13 protein-coding genes are annotated in these 16,779 nt (G+C 61.4%); 5 read left to right on the top strand and 8 right to left on the bottom strand.

The annotated features are described in order from the left end of the window. Positions 1 to 229: 229 nt before the first annotated feature. Entirely contained in the window at positions 230 to 1,693 is a 1,464-nt protein-coding gene (locus WG78_RS06160) for a DUF1254 domain-containing protein (protein WP_083458806.1), read from the top strand. A 6-nt stretch (positions 1,694 to 1,699) separates the two neighbouring features. Here the strand turns inward: WG78_RS06160 and WG78_RS06155 are convergent, their stop codons facing one another. Next, positions 1,700 to 2,965, bottom strand: coding sequence for an NRAMP family divalent metal transporter (locus WG78_RS06155; RefSeq protein ID WP_053936906.1), 1,266 nt, complete (start codon positions 2,963 to 2,965; stop codon positions 1,700 to 1,702). Between the two features lie 270 nt (positions 2,966 to 3,235). Between WG78_RS06155 and WG78_RS06150 the strand changes: the two genes are divergently transcribed. Then, the gene (locus tag WG78_RS06150) at positions 3,236 to 3,481 is read left to right on the top strand and encodes a hypothetical protein (RefSeq protein WP_152969084.1); all 246 of its coding nucleotides are present in this window, start codon (positions 3,236 to 3,238) and stop codon (positions 3,479 to 3,481) included. 177 nt (positions 3,482 to 3,658) lie between these two features. Here the strand turns inward: WG78_RS06150 and WG78_RS06145 are convergent, their stop codons facing one another. Together WG78_RS06145 and WG78_RS06140 are read right to left on the bottom strand one after the other, a co-directional pair. Then, positions 3,659 to 4,975, bottom strand: a complete 1,317-nt coding sequence (locus tag WG78_RS06145; RefSeq protein ID WP_053936904.1) for an LLM class flavin-dependent oxidoreductase — start codon at positions 4,973 to 4,975, stop codon at positions 3,659 to 3,661. A gap of 18 nt (positions 4,976 to 4,993) precedes the next feature. Next, on the bottom strand, positions 4,994 to 7,141 hold the full coding sequence (locus tag WG78_RS06140) for a TonB-dependent receptor (protein WP_373278974.1): 2,148 nt from the start codon (positions 7,139 to 7,141) through the stop codon (positions 4,994 to 4,996). Here WG78_RS06140 and WG78_RS23360 point away from each other — a divergent pair. Then, on the top strand, positions 7,047 to 7,322 hold the full coding sequence (locus tag WG78_RS23360) for a hypothetical protein (protein WP_373278973.1): 276 nt from the start codon (positions 7,047 to 7,049) through the stop codon (positions 7,320 to 7,322). The two genes, WG78_RS06140 and WG78_RS23360, sit on opposite strands and share 95 nt — an antisense overlap. 70 nt (positions 7,323 to 7,392) lie before the next feature. Here WG78_RS23360 and WG78_RS06135 read toward each other — a convergent pair whose 3' ends face one another. Genes WG78_RS06135 through WG78_RS06125 form a run of 3 tightly spaced genes read right to left on the bottom strand, consistent with a single transcriptional unit; the run spans position 7,393 to position 10,444 of the window. Next, positions 7,393 to 8,229 (bottom strand): carbohydrate ABC transporter permease, encoded by an 837-nt coding sequence (locus tag WG78_RS06135; protein ID WP_053936902.1) that lies wholly within the window; start codon positions 8,227 to 8,229, stop codon positions 7,393 to 7,395. Next, positions 8,226 to 9,134 carry a carbohydrate ABC transporter permease gene (locus tag WG78_RS06130; RefSeq protein ID WP_053936901.1) on the bottom strand — a complete coding sequence of 303 codons (909 nt, stop codon included), beginning with the start codon at positions 9,132 to 9,134 and terminating at the stop codon, positions 8,226 to 8,228. Before WG78_RS06130 ends, WG78_RS06135 begins: the two co-directional genes overlap by 4 nt. Positions 9,135 to 9,172: 38 nt before the next feature. Continuing rightward, a complete protein-coding gene (locus WG78_RS06125; protein ID WP_053936900.1) occupies positions 9,173 to 10,444 on the bottom strand; it encodes an ABC transporter substrate-binding protein in 1,272 nt (423 codons plus the stop codon). 178 nt (positions 10,445 to 10,622) lie between these two features. On the opposite strand from WG78_RS06125, the gene WG78_RS06120 reads away from it, so the two are divergent. Continuing rightward, complete coding sequence (locus tag WG78_RS06120; RefSeq protein WP_053936899.1) at positions 10,623 to 11,651, top strand: LacI family DNA-binding transcriptional regulator; 1,029 nt, start codon at positions 10,623 to 10,625, stop codon at positions 11,649 to 11,651. An 82-nt stretch (positions 11,652 to 11,733) separates the two neighbouring features. Here WG78_RS06120 and WG78_RS06115 read toward each other — a convergent pair whose 3' ends face one another. Continuing rightward, positions 11,734 to 13,158 (bottom strand): aminotransferase-like domain-containing protein, encoded by a 1,425-nt coding sequence (locus WG78_RS06115; RefSeq protein ID WP_053936898.1) that lies wholly within the window; start codon positions 13,156 to 13,158, stop codon positions 11,734 to 11,736. A 153-nt stretch (positions 13,159 to 13,311) separates the two neighbouring features. Between WG78_RS06115 and ccoG the strand changes: the two genes are divergently transcribed. Next, positions 13,312 to 14,769 carry a cytochrome c oxidase accessory protein CcoG gene (gene ccoG, locus WG78_RS06110; protein WP_083458803.1) on the top strand — a complete coding sequence of 486 codons (1,458 nt, stop codon included), beginning with the start codon at positions 13,312 to 13,314 and terminating at the stop codon, positions 14,767 to 14,769. 133 nt (positions 14,770 to 14,902) lie between these two features. On the opposite strand, the gene WG78_RS06105 is transcribed toward ccoG, so the two are convergent. Then, positions 14,903 to 16,528 (bottom strand): methyl-accepting chemotaxis protein, encoded by a 1,626-nt coding sequence (locus tag WG78_RS06105; protein ID WP_053936897.1) that lies wholly within the window; start codon positions 16,526 to 16,528, stop codon positions 14,903 to 14,905. Between the last annotated feature and the right edge of the window lie 251 nt (positions 16,529 to 16,779).

Raw genomic sequence — 16,779 nt, 5'->3', positions numbered from 1 at the left:
GGTGCCGTCTATCCCCACGGTTTCGGCCACTGATCGGCGCAGGTCGTCACCGTGCTCGTAACATTTAAGGGATGGCGGGAGATACAGCGACTGACTATAGAGAAGCCACAGCGCGCGGCGTGGCACGTCAGCGCGTGCAGGCAGCGGCAGGCCCGGTTGTGTCCAGTCCGGGCCAAGGCAACCCGCTGCCCCGCAGCTCCCCTTCTCAAGTTTGCTGGAGTAAAACCGCATGCGCGTTATCCGCCCCGTCCTGCTGCCGCTCGTGGCCGCGCTGGTGTTAAGCACCGCACCTGCGCACGCAGCCAGCGTCGACACCCCCGCCGGCAAAATCCCGCTGCAGCAAGGTTTGCCCGCCGACCAGGCCACCGTGGACCAACTGTATGACCAACTGGACTACCAGCGCGCCACCCAAGCCTATTTGTGGGGCTTGCCCATCGTCGGGTTTAACGAATGGCAAAAGGCGCACCGCAATGTGTTCGGCGCCAAAGACACCGACATGCTGGTGTACACCAGCGTGCAAGACAAACTGGGCATTCTGACCCCCAACGCCACCACACCTTATATCGTCGGATTTCCTGATCTGGCGCGCACCGGCCCACTGGTCATCGATTATCCGCAAGGCGCATCGGCGGGCGGCGTGGGCGATTTCTGGCAACGTCCGGTCACCGACATGGGCGAAACCGGCCCCGATCATGGCAAGGGCAGCAAGTACCTGATTCTGGGGCCGGGGCAGACCGCGCCCGAGGGTCTGGACGCCGCCACCTACCGCGTGGTGCAGGTGCCCACATTTAACATGATCGTCGCGTTTCGGGCGCTGGACGCCGACCCGGCCAAGGCCAAGGCGGTGATCAGCCGCTTTAACATGTACCCGTATGCCCAGCGCGCACAGCCCGGGCATACACGCTTTTTACGGCCGGAAGGGCGCGCATGGAGCCAGGTACCGCCGCGCGGCGCGGCGTATTGGGCCAGCCTGAACGAAATTCTGCAGCGCGAGCCGGTGCAGGAGCGCGACCGCTTTTATATGGCGATGCTCAAGCCGCTGGGCATCGAAAAAGGCAAGCCCTTCCAGCCCGACGCGCGCCAACAAAAGATCTTGCTGCAAGGCGCGACCACCGGCGAACTGATGGGCCAGTCCATCGCCTTCGCCAACCGCGACCCGGCCGCCCGCTACCGCGCTGATACCCGCTGGGAATATTTGATCAATTTTGATGTGGGCCAGGACACCGGAAGCTATGCGCCGCTGGATGAGCGCACCAACTATTTCTATCAGGCCGTCACCACCAGCCGCGGCATGAGCACCCATACGCCAGGCGTGGGCCAGGCCTACCTGGGCACCGCGCATGACAAAGACGGCGCATGGCTGAGTGGCGACAAGAATTACCGCCTGCACGTGCCACCCAACGCGCCGGCCAAATTGTTCTGGTCGTTGAGCGTCTACGACACCGACACCCGTTCGTTTTTTGCCAACGCACCGGGCGATGTGGTGGACAAATCATCGCGCGCGAATCTGGCTAAAAACAGCGATGGCTCGGTCGATTTGTACGTGGGCCCCAAACCGCCAGCCAGCGGCGCGAGTAACTGGATTCCCACGCTACCGGGCAAAAGCTTTTTTGTTCTGTTCCGCCTGTACGCGCCACTGGAATCCTATTTTGACAAGAGCTGGAAATTGCCGGATCTGGAACGGGTGGATTGATTCCGCCTACATAAACACAAACATCGCCACCACCGCCGCCGCCATCGCCAGGGTTGCCAGCCAGCCCAGCCAGCGCAAGCTGCCGTGCACGGTAAAGTCGCCCATGGCGTTGCGGTTGGCCGACAGCAGCATCAGGATCCACATCACCGGCACGGCCACCACGCCGTTGATGACGGCGCTCCAGAACAGCGCCTTGATCGGGTCGATATGGACGATGTTCATGGCCATCCCCAGCAGGATGGCCAGCGCGAGCGCGGTGTAGAACTGCGGCGCTTGCAGCGGTTTGTGTTCCAGGCTGTTTTTCCAGCGAAAAGTGCCGGCGATGCCATAGGCGGCAGAGGCGGCCAGGATGGGCACGCCCAGCAAGCCGGTGCCGATCAGGCCGCCGGCAAACAGCCAGAAGGCAAAGCGGCCGGCCACGGGGCGCAACGCTTCGGCGGCCTGGGCGGTGGTCTGGATGTCGGTCACGCCGTGCATGTTTAGCGTGGCGGCGGTCGAGACCATGATGCAATACGCAATCACCGTCGAAAAACCCATGCCCACCAGCGTGTCGATACGGATGCGGCTCAGTTCGGCCGGCGCTTGTTCGGGTGCATGGATCAGCGGATCGCGTAACGGTTCTTTGCGGATCTCTTCCACTTCTTGGGAGGCCTGCCAGAAAAACAGATACGGGCTGATGGTGGTGCCGAGGATGGCGACCACCACGGTGATGTATTTGCTGTCCAGATGCATGGCCGGCAGCAGCGTGGCTTGCGCGACGGTGCCCCACGGAATCTGCACGGTAAACAGCACGGCGATATAGGCGAACAGCGACAGCGTCAGCCACTTCAGCACATTGGCGTAGCGCGAGTACGGCACCAATAAAATCAGCGCCAGACAGAGCAAGCCAAAGCCGAGGGTAAATGCCTCTTTACCGTGTTTGCCCGCCAGCAACGCAGCCGCATCGCCCATCGCGGCCAGATCCGCGCCGATATTGATGACATTGGCCACGGCCATCGGCGCCACGATGCAATAAAACAGCCAGCCCGGATAATGTCGGCGCAGATTGGTGGCAAGGCCATGACCGGTGGTGCGACCGATGCGCGCCGAAATGGCCTGGATGGCGTACATCAGCGGAAACGAAAACAGCAGCGTCCACAACGTATCAAAGCGATAGGCCGCGCCGGCTTGCGAATAGGTAGCGATGCCGCTGGGGTCATCGTCGGACGCACCGGTAATCACGCCGGGGCCCAGCTGGCCCAGAAACTTGCGGATACCGGAGGGAGCGCCCATGCATGTGGCCAGAGTGTGGTGATGCTGGCGATTGTGGTGGCAGGGTGCACACCGCGCTATCGGCCGTACGCCGCTGCGCGCTGGCAGCGTCATCCCACAGCAGGCTGCGTTGTGCGCTTGATCTCAGCGCGACCATAGCTGACAGCCATGAGCTGCGCGCATCGGTTAAAGTGTGCCCGGCTATCTATTGCGGCTATAAATGTGCAAGCAATGGGTCAGCAACACCAGCCACAAGCTGGCCCGGACAAAACCGCGCAAGGGATGTGCAGCATGAACGAAGGTGAAGCAGAAGCATTAAAGCAGGCCGAACAAGCGCTGATCGGGGCATCGATTGCGTTTCGCCAGGCCAAAGACCGCGTGCGCGCCGGCACGGGCTCGGACGAAGACGTGTGGCCGCTGCTGGATGCCCGCAAGGCCGCCTACGAACACTGGCGCGCACTGGCCGACCCGCAAGTGCAAGCCGGCGTGCCGCTGTCGCCCGAGGTGCTGCAGATCCTTAACGAACATCGGCGCTAACTGCCTCGCCATAACCACTACCCATAGGGTGGGACTCGGCGTCCCCGTCTAGACCCACCTTTCAAAGCCAATTGCGAGGAACCGCAATAGCTGGAAATCTACCTGCTAGACCCGCTGGTGAGACCCGCCCATTTTGCTTTCTTCTTGATGGCTCTGGATGGTGGGTCGAGACCCACCCTATGGGCGTGCTAATCCGAGGTTTGCGCGGAGCGTGGCGCCGGTATATTCGGTGCGGAACAGTCCGCGTTTTTGCAGTTCCGGCACGACAAATTCCGCAAAGTCTGCCAGTCCGCCCGGCAGCGTTGGGGCCATCACATTAAAGCCATCGGCGCCCTCGCCTTCAAACCATGCCTGCAAGGCATCGGCCACGTCCGCGCCGGTGCCGATGACGCTGAAATGCCCACGCCCACCCGCAATACGTTCGTACAACTGGCGCACCGTCAGATTCTCGTTGCCAGCCAGTCGGGTCAGCAATTCCTGGCGACTGCGCTGGCCGCTGTCGGTCAGTGGCAGTTCGGGCAGCGGGCCATCCAGATCCACACCGCGCAGATCAAAATTGCCGATCATGCGCGACAGCAAACTCAAGCCCACTTCCGGGTCCACCAGCGCTTGCAAGGCCGCGTGCTTCTGCTGCGCTTCTTCTCGCGTGGCGGCCACCACCACATAGACGCCAGGCATGATGCGGATCGAATCCCGGCTGCGGCCCGCCGTTTCGGTGCGCGCTTTAACGTCGCGATAAAACGCCTGCGCCGAAGCCAGCGAGGTATGCGCGGTAAACACCACATCCGCCGTTTGCGCCGCCAGATCGCGCCCGGTTTCGCTGGAACCGGCCTGGATGACCACCGGCCGACCTTGCGGCGGGCGCGCCACATTCAGCGGCCCGGTCACCGAGAAATGCTTGCCCTTGTGGTTAAGCACATGCAGTTTGGCCGGGTCGTAATACACGCCGCTGGCCTTGTCGCGCACAAACGCGTCGTCATCCCAGCTATCCCACAAACCCGTGACCACCTCGTAAAACTCGCGGGCGCGTTCGTAGCGCTCAGCATGACCGACGTGCTGAGCGCGACCAAAGTTACCGGCCTCGCTGGCGGCGTCGGACGTCACCAGATTCCAGCCGGCGCGACCGCCGGATAGATGATCGAGCGAGGCAAACTTGCGCGCCACGTGGTACGGCTCGTTATAGGTGGTGGTGGCGGTGGCGCACAGCCCGATGTGCTCGGTGACGGCGGCCAGCGCCGACAGCAGCGTAATCGGCTCAAACTTGTCCGAGCGCGCCATGCGTTCGGCCGCCGCGCCGGTATAGGCGGTGACGCTATCGGCAAAAAACACCATATCAAAGCGCGCCTGCTCGGCGATCTGCACCACCTGCTTGTACACCTTGAAATCCAGCCCGCCGTTAGCCGGCGTGGACGGGTCGCGCCACGCCGCCACATGGTGGCCGGTTTCCATCAAGAAGGCGCCCAGGCTCATCTGGCCTTGTCGTTGTGTGCTCATCGGTGTGGCTCCTGCCGCTTAAAAGTCTTTACGCACGTTGATACCCCAGTAGCGCTCGGCATCGCGCGGCGCAATCTGGCGCACATAAGTACCGGTGGGCACCCGGCTGATGGTGTAGTACTTGTCGCCGATGTTTTTAACCAGCAAGGAATAACGCATGCCCTGGGCGTAATTAGCCAGCGTGATATTGGCATCCCACAAGCCATATGCACCCTGAATGCCGTCGGGCGATTGCGCCAGATCGTATTGGGTGGCGCTTTGCCAGGTATAAGACGTACCCAGTACGACGTCGTAATCGGTGTTGTGCAGCGGGATGGTGTAATCGGCGCGCACCACCGACTTCCACTTGGGCGCATACGGTAGCGGCTGGCCATTCACCGACGCCGCGCAATTGGCGGCGGCCGGTGGCGGGCAATTAAATTCATCGATTTTGGCGCGCGTGTAGGCAATGCCGCCGCCCAGGTTTAACGCGGCAATCGGCCTGGCGGTGAAATCCAGGCTAACGCCACGGCTGGAGACATCACCGGCATTGGTTAAATGCGACACGGTCAGGCCATCCACCGTGTCGTAAAAGTTGGCTTGATAGTTGCGATATTGCGTGTACCAGGCGGCCAGCGCGGTTACCAGCTTGTTATCAAACGCCGACGATTTAAGGCCCACTTCATACGAATTGGACGTCTCGGGCGCCAGCGCTTTGGTGTCGGTGGGCTGCATGTTAAAGAACACGTTATAAGCCGGACCTTTGTAGCCGTGCGTATAGGTGGCGTAGCTGTGGATATTGCTGCTGAAATCGTACTGCCCACCCAGCCGACCGGACACGCCGTTATGCCCATCCGAACCGCTGGCGCTGAACGCCGGATTAACGCCGGGGAAGGACGTGGCCGAGGTCGAGGTGCGGGCAAAGTTGTAGCTGAGCTCATCGCGCGTTACGCGCAGACCGGCAATGCCGCGGATGTCTTTGGTGAAGTTGAGCGTGGCATCGCCATAAGCCGCGTAGTTCTTCAGCTTGCTTTCAAACTGCGCGTCGCCCACGTTATGCGTATAGGTGGACGAGCCCGCGGCGCACGGCGTAATGCCATTGCTGGCGGCCAGCGCGGACGCCGTGCAAGACGCCACCGCGCGGTTAAACCAATCGCTTTCATCGGTCTGGAAATAGAACAGACCGCCCACGTATTCGAGAAACTGATCGCGCGGCGAGGTAATGCGCAGTTCTTGCGAAATCTGATGGAAATCCAGCGTGCCATGATCGGCCGTCGAGACATTGCCCGCCGCCGTGCCGCTGTTCACGTAGGCCGGATAAGACGAAGTGAAATCACCATCGCGCTGCTGGTAGTTGTCCCAGAAGCGATACGCCGTGATGGACGTCAGCGTGTAATCGTTAACGTGCCAGTTAAATTGCGCGCTCAGGCCCCAGTTGGTGTCTTCAGTCAGCGGGTTCAGATCATTGTTGATCTGCAGATTGGTGGGCGTGGGGCTCACCGGCGCCAGCGCGGGCAGCAGCACGGCGTTGTTGTACGCGGTGCTGTGCACGCTGCTGATGATGTCGGCGGTGCCGTTGTCTTTGTTGTGCGACCAGTCGGCGATGACGGTGCCATCAAGGTCATCACGCAAGGCCAGATCAAAGCGCGCACGTACGCCCTTGTGGTTGTAGCCGTTTACCGTATCGCCGTTATAAACGTTGGTGACATTGCCCTCGTACGAACCCAGATAGGCCGCCAGCGATGCGCGCACCGCATCGTTGACCGAACCGGAAACGCCCGCGCCCAGCCGCGCTTCGTGGCCTTCAAACCACGAGGCATCCACATAACCGGTGGTGGCTTTGTCGATCGGTTTGGTGACGATATTTACCACCCCGGCCGAGGCGTTTTTACCAAACAGCGTGCCTTGCGGGCCTTGCAACACCTCAACGTGATCGATGTTGAGAAAGTCCAGCGTGGCCTGGCCGGGGCGCGCATACACCACGCCATCGATCACGGTCGATACGCTCGGCTCCACGCCCGAGGCAAACGAAATGGTGCCGACGCCACGGATATTCATGGCCGAATCTTTATTGGTATTGCCCTTGCGGAAAGTGAGCGTGGGCACGGCTTCGGTCAGCGTTTCGGCCGAATTGATATTGTCTTGCGCCAGCGTGTCGCCGCCGACCACGGTGACGGCAATTGGCACATCGGCCAGCTTTTGCGGGCGATGCGTGGCGGTGACCACCACCGATTCGACCTGCGCGGTGGGGGCATCATCGGCCCATACCGCGGATGAAACAGCGATCAGCGTCAGCGCCGCGCCAAGCTGGCTGAGCGTATGCGGCGGGCGGGGTTGTGCGAGCTTCATTGCGTGTGTCTTCCCATGAGTGTGTTTACGTTTTTTGTCATTGCGCGACGGTGGCCGCGCCAAGTACCAGGCCACTGAAATCTTCCACATCAACCCTTCAAACCGCCCGCCATCAGGCCGCCGGTAACCCGTTCCTGGAACAGCACAATCAGCAGCGCCAGCGGCACGATCGCCACCACCAGCGCGGCCGAAATCACCGGCCACGGAAAGGTGAACTCGCCCTGATAGAACAGGATGCCGACCGGCAAAGTGCGATGGTCCGGCGCGGCGTTCAGCGCTTGCGCCAGCAAAAATTCGTCCCAGGCGTTCACAAAGGCGAGGATGCCGGCGGTAAACACGGCGGGCGCGGCCAGCGGCAACATCACGCGCCACAACGCGCCCAGGCGGCTGCAGCCATCCAGCAGCGCGGCGTCTTCCAGCTCTTGCGGCATGTCCTTGAAGAAACTGACCAGCAGCAGCGTGGCCACCGGCAGGCTCATCACCGCATACGGCAACATCAGCGCCAGCACGGTATTAAGCAGATGCAGCGCGCGCATGGTTTCAAACAGCGGCACCAGCAACGTAACCGGCGGAAACATCGCCACCGCAATCAGCCCGGTCAGAATCAGCCCGCGGCCTTTAAGCTTGAGCCGCGCAATGGCATAGGCCGCGCCGGTGGCCGCCACCAGCGTCAGCAGCGCCGAGCCAATGGCGATTTCCAGGCTGTTGCCGATGAAGTGCAGCAACGGTTGCTGGGTAAATGCTTGCGTGTAATTGGCCAGCGTGGGCGCGTGCGGCCACCAGGTAATCGGCGTCTGCGTCAGTTCGGTCTCGGTTTTAAGCGAGGTAAACAGAATCCACACGGCCGGAAAGAAACCGTTAACCAGCAACACCAACGCCACCCAGGCGCGCAAGTTGCGCGACGATTTATTCTGCGACGCGCTCATTGCGCCTCCTGATACACATGGCGCAGATACAGCGCGCTAATGCCCAGCGATACCGCAAACAGCAGCACCGCCAACGCCGAGCCGTAACCGACATTCAGATAATCGACGGCCGTGGTGTTGATCAGCATGGCCAGTGTTTGCGTGGCATGGCCGGGACCGCCTTGCGTCATCGCGTAGGGAATATCAAACGTCTGCAGCGCGCTCACCGTGCGGAAGATCAGCGCCACCACGATCGACGGTTTGAGTAGCGGCAAGGTGATATGCCAGAAGCGGTTCCAGCGACTGGCGCCATCGATTTCGGCGGCTTCGTGCAGCTCGCGCGGGATGGTTTGCAGGCCCGCCAGCAAGATCAGCGCCACAAACGAAGACGTCTTCCAGATCGTGGCCAGGCACACGCACAGCGGGGCCCAGAACGGCGACAGCAAAAAGCGTACGGTGGGCAGCTGCAAGCGCTGCAACAGGTCGTTGACCACGCCGTGGTCGCTATTAAAAAACCACGCAAAAATCATCCCGGAAAACGCCATCGGCAACGCCCACGGCAACAACAAGGCCAGCCGGATCGGCCAGCGCCGCCGCCAGTTCAGGTTGGCCCCCAGCGCCATCAGGAGCCCGGCCAGCAACGACAACGGCACGGTGATCAGCGTAATCAGCAAGGTGTTGCCTGCCGCGCGACGCGCGTCGATATCGGCCAGCAGATCCTGATAGTTTTGCAGGCCGATAAAGCGCACCGGCGCAGCGCCAGAAAGCTGGATATCAAACAGGCTGTCATGCAGCAACCGCGCCACCGGATAAACCACGGCCAGCGCCAGCAGCAACACGGCGGGCAGCAGCAAGAGCCAGCCCAACAACTGGTCATTGAGGGCGCGCAGTTTGCGCGGCCGGGCCACAGTGCGTGGGGTGCTCAACGTAGCGGATGGCGGCCTGGCCCGGGTCGTCGTGGTCATTAGCGCAATACTCGCTGCAGATGGTTCTGGATTTCGGCGACACCGTCGGCGGGGGTTTGCGAACCGCCCAGCACCGCCGAGGTGGTCATGCGCAGTACGTCGGAGACTTCGCCATAACGCGGCGTCACCGGCCGGGCGCGCGCGCTTTGCAATACTTGTGCGGCATCGCGCAACCATGGCAATTGCGCCAGGATTTGCGGGTCCTGGTACAGGCTGGAATACACCGGCAACAAGCTGCCGTTGAGCGCCAGATAGCGCGAGGTTTCTGGCGCGGCCAGATAACGCAGCACGGCCGCGGTTTCGGCTTTATGGCGCGAGAACGCTGACAACGCCCATTGCCAGCCGCCCATGCAACTGACGCGTTCGCCACCGGGCACCGCAGGCAGCGCCATCACGCCAACCTTGCCTTTGACCTGGCTATCGGGGGCGTTTTGCAGGGCGTTCCAGGCAAAGCCCCAGTTCACCGCAAAGATGGCCTTGCCCGCTTTGAAATCATTAAGCGTATCGCCGGTTTTGACTTCCGCCACACCCGGCTTGATGACGCCCTGCCCCACCAGATCCAGCCATTGCTGCAAGCCGCGTTGTGCGCTGGGCACATCCAGCGTTAAACGGCCTTGCGCATCGGTGAGCGCGTGGCCGGCGCTCCAGTACGGCAACAGAAATGTGCAGACCGCGCCTTCAATCGGCGCGCCCTGAATCGACAAGCCTTGCAGTTGCGGCTGGCCTTCGGCGCGCTGGATTTTTTGTGCTGCGGCGGCCAGTTGCGGCCACGTTTGCGGTGTGGCGATGCCGTAGCGCGCCAGCAAATCCTTGCGGTAATACATGAACATGGCGTCGCTAAATGCAGGCAAGGCCACCAGTTGGCCGCGCCAGACATCGGCCTGGCGATACGCAGGCAGATGATTCTTTAAAGCGCTGGCGGCATCGCTGCCCACATAACGCTCCAGCGGCGCGATCCAGCCTGCCGCGGCGTATTGGGCCGGATTGACGATGTCGATCATGAAACCGTCGTAAGTGCTGTCTTCGGCGTTGAGCAAGGTGGACAGATAGCGTCGTTGCAATTCGGAGGTCGCGCCGCCCGCACCCAGCTCCACCTTGATACCGGGATGGCTGCGTTCGTAATCATCCAGCACATGGCGCAGCAAATCGGGCCGTTGCGCGCTGCCGCCCACAAACAACTTGAGCGTGATGGGCGCAGGCGCGGCGTGGGCGCTATGGGCGGCGCTGATCAGCAAGCAGGCCAACGCGACGCGAGCCGCAGCCGTGCGCATACCAGGCTGTTGTCCTTGCTTATCCACCGAGAAAAAATGCGCCACGCCAAACACTGCTATGCTCCGGTTTATACCGCCTTGTTAGCGGTAACATCGGCAGTGTCCGAGATTTGGCTTTAGATCGTCAAAGAATTAAAAGTCAGGTTAATATGCTCAACCTTCAGTCGGGAGCCGTTATTTGGATCGTGATCATGCCCCTCGCAAGCGCCGCAGCTCGGGCCGCGCCACTGTGCACGACGTGGCCGAACTGGCGGGCGTGTCGGCCATTACCGTGTCGCGCTTCTTCAAAAACCCGGACAAGGTCTCCAGCGATTTGCGCGGCAAGATTGAAGGCGCGGTGGCCACGCTGGGCTATGTGCCCAATCTGATTGCAGGTGGGTTGGCGTCGGTGCGCGGGCGCATTGTCGGTATGGTCATCCCCAATATTTCGGGGCCGATTTTCGCCAACACCATCCAGAGCTTTAGCGACGCCCTCACCCGCCACGGCTATCAGCTGCTGTTGGCGTCCAGCTACTTTGATGTGACGCAGGAAGAAAGCGCGGTGCGCGCGTTTTTAGGCTGGAACCCGGCCGCGCTGGTGCTGACCGGCCAATACCACAGCCCGGCCACCGAAAAGATGATCGAGCAAGCGGGGGTGCCCGTGGTCGAAACCTGGGATCTGCAACCGCAGCGCTTACCCATTCAGGTGGGTTTTTCCAACGAAGAAGTCGGGCGGCTCGCGGCGCGCTATTTGTTGGATAAAGGCTATCGCCGCATCGCCTATGTGCAGAACAGCCAGCCCGGTGACATCAGCGCCATGGACCGCGGCAACGGCTACGCCGAAATCGTCCGCGCTGCCGGGCTGGAGCCGTGGTTTTTTATTCCCACCCAGGCCGCCCCGTTTGAAGCGGGCAAACAGGGCTTTGAAGCGATGGTCAAACGCGGCGCCGATGCGGTGATCTTTGCCAACGACAACCTGGCCGCGGGCGCCATCCTGGCCGGACAACGCGCCGGTATCCGCATCCCCGCACAATGCGCGGTGTTTGGCTTCGGCGACTATTCGTTCTCGGACAAACTGCTGCCCAGCCTGACAACCATCCAGCCGCCCGCGCACGAAATGGGCTTGCTGGCGGCCGAACGCATCCTGCAGCAACTGGGCGAAATCAGCGGCGATTGCGTGCGCATCAACGAACTGCAATGCCGCGTGATTGCGCGCGAGAGCGCTTGATAAACACATCGCTGAAAATGCTGGCGGCTGTCACAACGGGTTGGCGCTGCAATCCTGCGCCGGGCCGATGGCGGCGCGTGGATTACGCCAGCGCCTGCGCAATCAAGCCACCCAGCGTGGCCATGCCCTGCTCATACGCTGCGCTCCACGGCGCGCCGTAATTCAGCCGGATGCAATTGCGGTATTGCCGTCCCGGCGAAAAAATCGGCCCTGGCGCAATGCTGATGCCGTGTGCGGCGGCGGCGCGTTGCAGTTGTAGCGAATCAAACTGCGGCGGCAGTTCCACCCATAAAAAATAGCCGCCTTGCGGACGCGAGATCGACACCGCTTGCGGCAGATGCCGCGCCAGCGCCTGGTTCATCTGGCCCAGTTGCGTTTCCAGGTTGTGCCGCAGTTTGCGCAGATGTTTGTCGTAGCCACCGGTATGCAGATAGTCCGCGATGGCCACTTGCGCGGGCACGCTGGCTGACAGCGTGGTCATCAGTTTCAGCCGTTCTATTTTCTGGCCGTAGCGGCCGGGCGATACCCAGCCTATGCGATACCCGGGCGCCAGGGTTTTGGAAAACGAGCCGCAATGCATCACCAGACCCTTGCGATCAAAGGCCTTGGCGGGCAGCGGATAACTGCGGCCAAAATACAGCTCGCCGTACACATCATCCTCAATCAACGGCACATCGTAGCGTTCCAGCAATTGCACCAGCGCGCGTTTTTTCTCGGACGGCATGCTGGCGCCCATGGGGTTCTGAAAGCTGGTCATAAACCAGCAGGCTTTGACTGGATGTTGTTGCAGCGCGCGTGCCAGCGCATCCAGATCCAGACCATCCTGCGCGCTGACCGGGATCTCGATGGCGCGCATGCCCAGCCGTTCCAGCGCTTGGGATGCAGCATAAAAACCCGGTGATTCAATCGCGATCAGATCGCCCGCTTGCGCCACCGCCGCCAGGCATAAGTTGAGCGCTTCGAGCGCGCCGTGAGTCACGATGATCTGGTCCTGCGCTTGCGGCAGGCCCATGCCGAGATAGCGCAAGGCAATTTGCTGGCGCAGCGCTTTGTTGCCGGGCGACATGCTGGCGACGGTATCCCACGGATCGATAAAGCGTGCGGCGCTGGCCAGCGAGCGCGCCAGCCGCGGCAACGGAAACAGCAAAGGAGACGGAAACGCCGAACCCAGCGGTAGCATCTGCCGGTCTTGCGCCGATTCGAGCACAGTAAACACCAGCTCGCTGATATCCACCTCGGCCGAAACCAGCGCATTGCGCGTGGCGCGTGGCGCTTCGGCCGGCGCTTTGGGGCCGCCCGCGGTGCCGGTCACAAAGTAGCCAGAACGTTCGCGCGCACGCACCAGGCCGCGTTCTTCCAGCCGGTAATACGCGGCAAAGGCGGTGGCCGGGCTGATGCCGTATTGCGCGGTCAGCGTGCGGATGGAAGGCAACCGTGCGCCCGGTGCGAGCTGGCCATTGCGGATATCGGCGGCCAGTAGTTCTGCAATTTCTTCATAGCGTTTCATGCCGCACGCGCTCTCATCTGATACGCAAAAATTTTGATTTCCTGATTCTGTTACTGATCGCGCCAAATGACCACACTGGCAAGCATTCCAGCCCCGTCTGCGTGATCCGCATGGACGGCGGCCAACCGGCTTTATCACGACCTTGTATTCATCATGCCCAGTCATCGCACTTCCAACAGCTTTAAAGGGATTCCGATCAATGTGTCCGCCGGCGCGGGCGCCTTGGCCGCTGACGAGATGATCATCTCGGGCCGGCACAACAAGATTCATCCGCGCAAAACCAGCGGCGTGTTTACGCGCTGGCGCTGGTTTTTTGTGTGGGCCACGCAGCTGTTTTTCTTTGGCGTGCCCTGGCTAAACGTGGACGGACATCAGGCGCTGTTGTTTGATTTGGGGCCGCAGCGCTTTTACGTGGGCAGCCTGATCTTTTTGCCGCAGGACTTTATTTATCTGACCGCCTTGCTGGTGCTGTGCGCGTTGGGTTTGTTTGCATGGACGGCGGTGGGCGGGCGTTTGTGGTGTGGCTTTTCCTGTCCGCAAACGGTGTACACCGAGATTTTTGTCTGGATAGAACAACGGTTTGAAGGCGACCGCGCGGCGCGCATCAAGCTGGATAACGCGCCGCTCAGCCCGCGCAAAGTGGCGATCAAAGCCGCCAAACATGCGGCGTGGGTGACGTTTTCGCTATGGACCGGCCTGACCTTTGTTGGTTATTTCACGCCGATGCGCGCATTGGCCAACGATATGTGGACGTTAACCGCCAGCGGCTACGCGCTGTTCTGGACGCTGTTCTACGCCTTTGCCACCTATGGCAATGCGGGCTGGTTGCGCGAACAGGTATGCAAATACATGTGCCCGTATGCGCGCTTTCAGAGTGCGATGTTTGATGCCGATACGCTGGTGGTTTCGTACGACGCCGCACGCGGCGAACCGCGTGGTGGTCGCAGCAAACATGCCGATGCCAAGGCGGCAGGTCTGGGCGCTTGCGTGGATTGCACGCTGTGCGTGCAGGTGTGCCCGGCGGGGATCGATATCCGCAACGGCCTGCAATATGAATGCATCGGCTGCGCCTTGTGCGTGGATGCCTGCAATAGCGTGATGGACAAGGTGGGCTACCCGCGCGGGCTGATCCGCTTCAGCACTGAAAACCTGCTGGCGGGCAAGGTGAAACCGGCCGAGGCCTGGTCGCGTTTGCTGCGCCCGCGCGTGCTGATTTACGCCGCACTGATCGCCGCCACCGTGATGATCAGCGCCGTGGCCCTGTGGCAGCGCACGCCGGTCAAACTGAATATCGCGCGTGAACGCGTGGCGCTGGTGCGCGAGGCCGAAGACGGCATGCTGGAAAACAGTTATGTGCTGCAGATCGAGAACGCCGATGTGCGCGCGCATGACTTCAAGATCAGCGCCAGCGGGCTGGACGGCATCAAGGTGCTGGTGGATCAGCGCGGGCCACTGCATATCGCTTCGGGCGGCAGCGCCGAAGTCAATGTGCGGCTGCATGTGGATGCAGAACACGCCGGGCCGGGTAGCCATGAAGTGGAATTCCGCGTTGCGGCCCAAGACCAACCGCAGGTGGCGGTGACAGAACCTTCGCGCTTCTACGGTCGCTGAGCGTGGGGTGCGTTACCCCCGGCTGTTTGGGGGCAAGGCCCATTCGCTTATGCCATGGATGCCGGATGGCCCCGCATGGGGCCGCGCCGCAGCCTTCCACTTGAGCGTTCGGGGGAACGCACCCCAGGCGCCATCACACTTCGTACTGTTTTACTGCTTTGGTCATACGTTGCAGCATGTTTTCCAGCACATCCACGCGGGCGATGGTTTGCTCGACCACTACCACGTTCTGCTCATTCATCGCCGCTACGCGCTGCACGTTTTGCGCCAGCTCAGTCATCGCGGTGCCCTGTTCATTCGACGAATGCGTGATGTCGTTAACGCGATGCGTGGTGTGTTGCATATGCTCGTTGATGTTCTGCAAGGAATGGCGCGCGTCGTGTACTAGCTCGGCGCTCTCAGCCATTTGCGTCACGCCCACCTGCATGCCCGCTACGGCCAGCGTTGCGTCTTGCTGGATGACGTTGATCAGGCCATTGATCTCGTCCGTGGCTTCCCGCGTGCGCGAGGCCAGTTTGCGCACTTCGTCGGCCACCACGGCAAAACCACGGCCCTGCTCACCGGCGCGGGCGGCTTCGATGGCGGCGTTCAGCGCCAGCAAATTGGTCTGATCGGCAATCTCTTTGATGGTGGCGGCGATGCGGCCGATTTCGCCGCTGCTGCGGCCCAGTTGCTCGACCTGCGTGGCGGCGGTCTGCACCGTTTGCGCCAGCACCGTAATCTCATCGCTGGCGCGGGTGGAACGCTGCGCGCCTTCGATGGCGGCGCTGCGCGTGGTATCGGCGGCTTCTTGCGTTAAACGCGCGTTGGCCGCGACTTCCTGAATGGCGGTGGTAATCTGCTCCACCGCCGCCGCCGACGACGAAATCGCCGCGTTTTGCGTTTGCGAGGATTTGTCGATTTCGGTCACGCCGGTGACGACGTCGGTGGTGGCGTCGGCCACGTGCGTCATGGCATCCGCCACCGATTGCACCGTGGCGCGCACCGACGCCACAAACGAGTACGTCATGCGGCCGATATCGCCGATCAGATCATGCCGCTCCACCGCGCCATGCGCGGTCAGCCGGCCGCTGGACAATACGTCGTTGAGATAGCTGGCGATATCACGCAGATCGCGATGCAGGCGCGGGCTGAACCACGCCAGCACGTACACGCCCATTGCCCCCGATAGCGCAAACGCCAGCCAGGCCAACCAGGCCACATCTACGCCCATGGCCTGGCACACGGCGCCACCGCCGCCCAGCGCCAGCAAAAATGCGCCCAACACCCCCATCTGGCCTTGCAGACTGCGCAGCGGCCGCAGCCAGGCAAAGCGTTGTTTAACCAGATGGCCGTGGTCCAGCGCCAGGCTGCCATCGCCATTGCGCATCCGTGCGTAGATGGCCTCTGCGGTCTGGATTTGCGTGCGTGTGGGTTTAAGCCGGATTGATTGATAGCCCACCACCTGGCCGCCCTCGCGCACTGGCGAGACATTGGCAATGACCCAGTAAAAGCCGCCATCGCGCCGTCGGTTTTTAACCAGACCGCGCCACGGTTTGCCTGCTTTCAGCGTGCGCCACAAGTCGCCAAACGCGGCGGCGGGCATATCAGGATGGCGCACCAGGTTGTGCGGCTGCCCCACCATCTGGTCTTGCGTATAGCCGCTGATGGTGGCGAAAGCCGCGTTGGCTTCCACGATGGTGCCGTGCAGATCGGTGCGCGAATAAATGAAAACGCCATCGGGAACAATCGTCTCGACGGCGGTGCTGGCTGATTCCATAGACGTCCCTTGCCTTTTCGTGTGGGGTGGCGGCGTTACACGAAAGCTTGGGGGCGCATTCGTTTGTAAGTCAATTATTTGCTTACAGCGATAGATTGCGCAAAACAGAATTTATTTCTGACAAAAAATTGTGGTGTAGAAAGCACTTAGCCCACTACAAAACGGCATGAATGCTCGCGCGTTACGCAAGTTCATCGGCAGAAGCAACGGTAATTATTTTCAATTATTGAAAGCTAATATACCAGATTGTC

The organism is Amantichitinum ursilacus (assembly GCF_001294205.1).
Classification (GTDB): domain Bacteria; phylum Pseudomonadota; class Gammaproteobacteria; order Burkholderiales; family Chitinibacteraceae; genus Amantichitinum; species Amantichitinum ursilacus.
This window is presented reverse-complemented; position numbering and strand designations above follow the sequence as displayed.

What these genes read in the sequence shown, in the direction of transcription:
- WG78_RS06155 (WP_053936906.1), bottom strand. Translation starts at nt 2,965, where the DNA reads ATGGGCGCTCCCTCCGGTATCCGCAAGTTTCTGGGCCAGCTGGGCCCC.
- WG78_RS06105 (WP_053936897.1), bottom strand. Translation starts at nt 16,528, where the DNA reads ATGGAATCAGCCAGCACCGCCGTCGAGACGATTGTTCCCGATGGCGTT.
- ccoG (WP_083458803.1), top strand. Translation starts at nt 13,312, where the DNA reads ATGCCCAGTCATCGCACTTCCAACAGCTTTAAAGGGATTCCGATCAAT.
- WG78_RS06145 (WP_053936904.1), bottom strand. Translation starts at nt 4,975, where the DNA reads ATGAGCACACAACGACAAGGCCAGATGAGCCTGGGCGCCTTCTTGATG.
- WG78_RS06150 (WP_152969084.1), top strand. Translation starts at nt 3,236, where the DNA reads ATGAACGAAGGTGAAGCAGAAGCATTAAAGCAGGCCGAACAAGCGCTG.
- WG78_RS06115 (WP_053936898.1), bottom strand. Translation starts at nt 13,158, where the DNA reads ATGAAACGCTATGAAGAAATTGCAGAACTACTGGCCGCCGATATCCGC.
- WG78_RS06135 (WP_053936902.1), bottom strand. Translation starts at nt 8,229, where the DNA reads ATGAGCGCGTCGCAGAATAAATCGTCGCGCAACTTGCGCGCCTGGGTG.
- WG78_RS06160 (WP_083458806.1), top strand. Translation starts at nt 230, where the DNA reads ATGCGCGTTATCCGCCCCGTCCTGCTGCCGCTCGTGGCCGCGCTGGTG.
- WG78_RS06125 (WP_053936900.1), bottom strand. Translation starts at nt 10,444, where the DNA reads ATGCGCACGGCTGCGGCTCGCGTCGCGTTGGCCTGCTTGCTGATCAGC.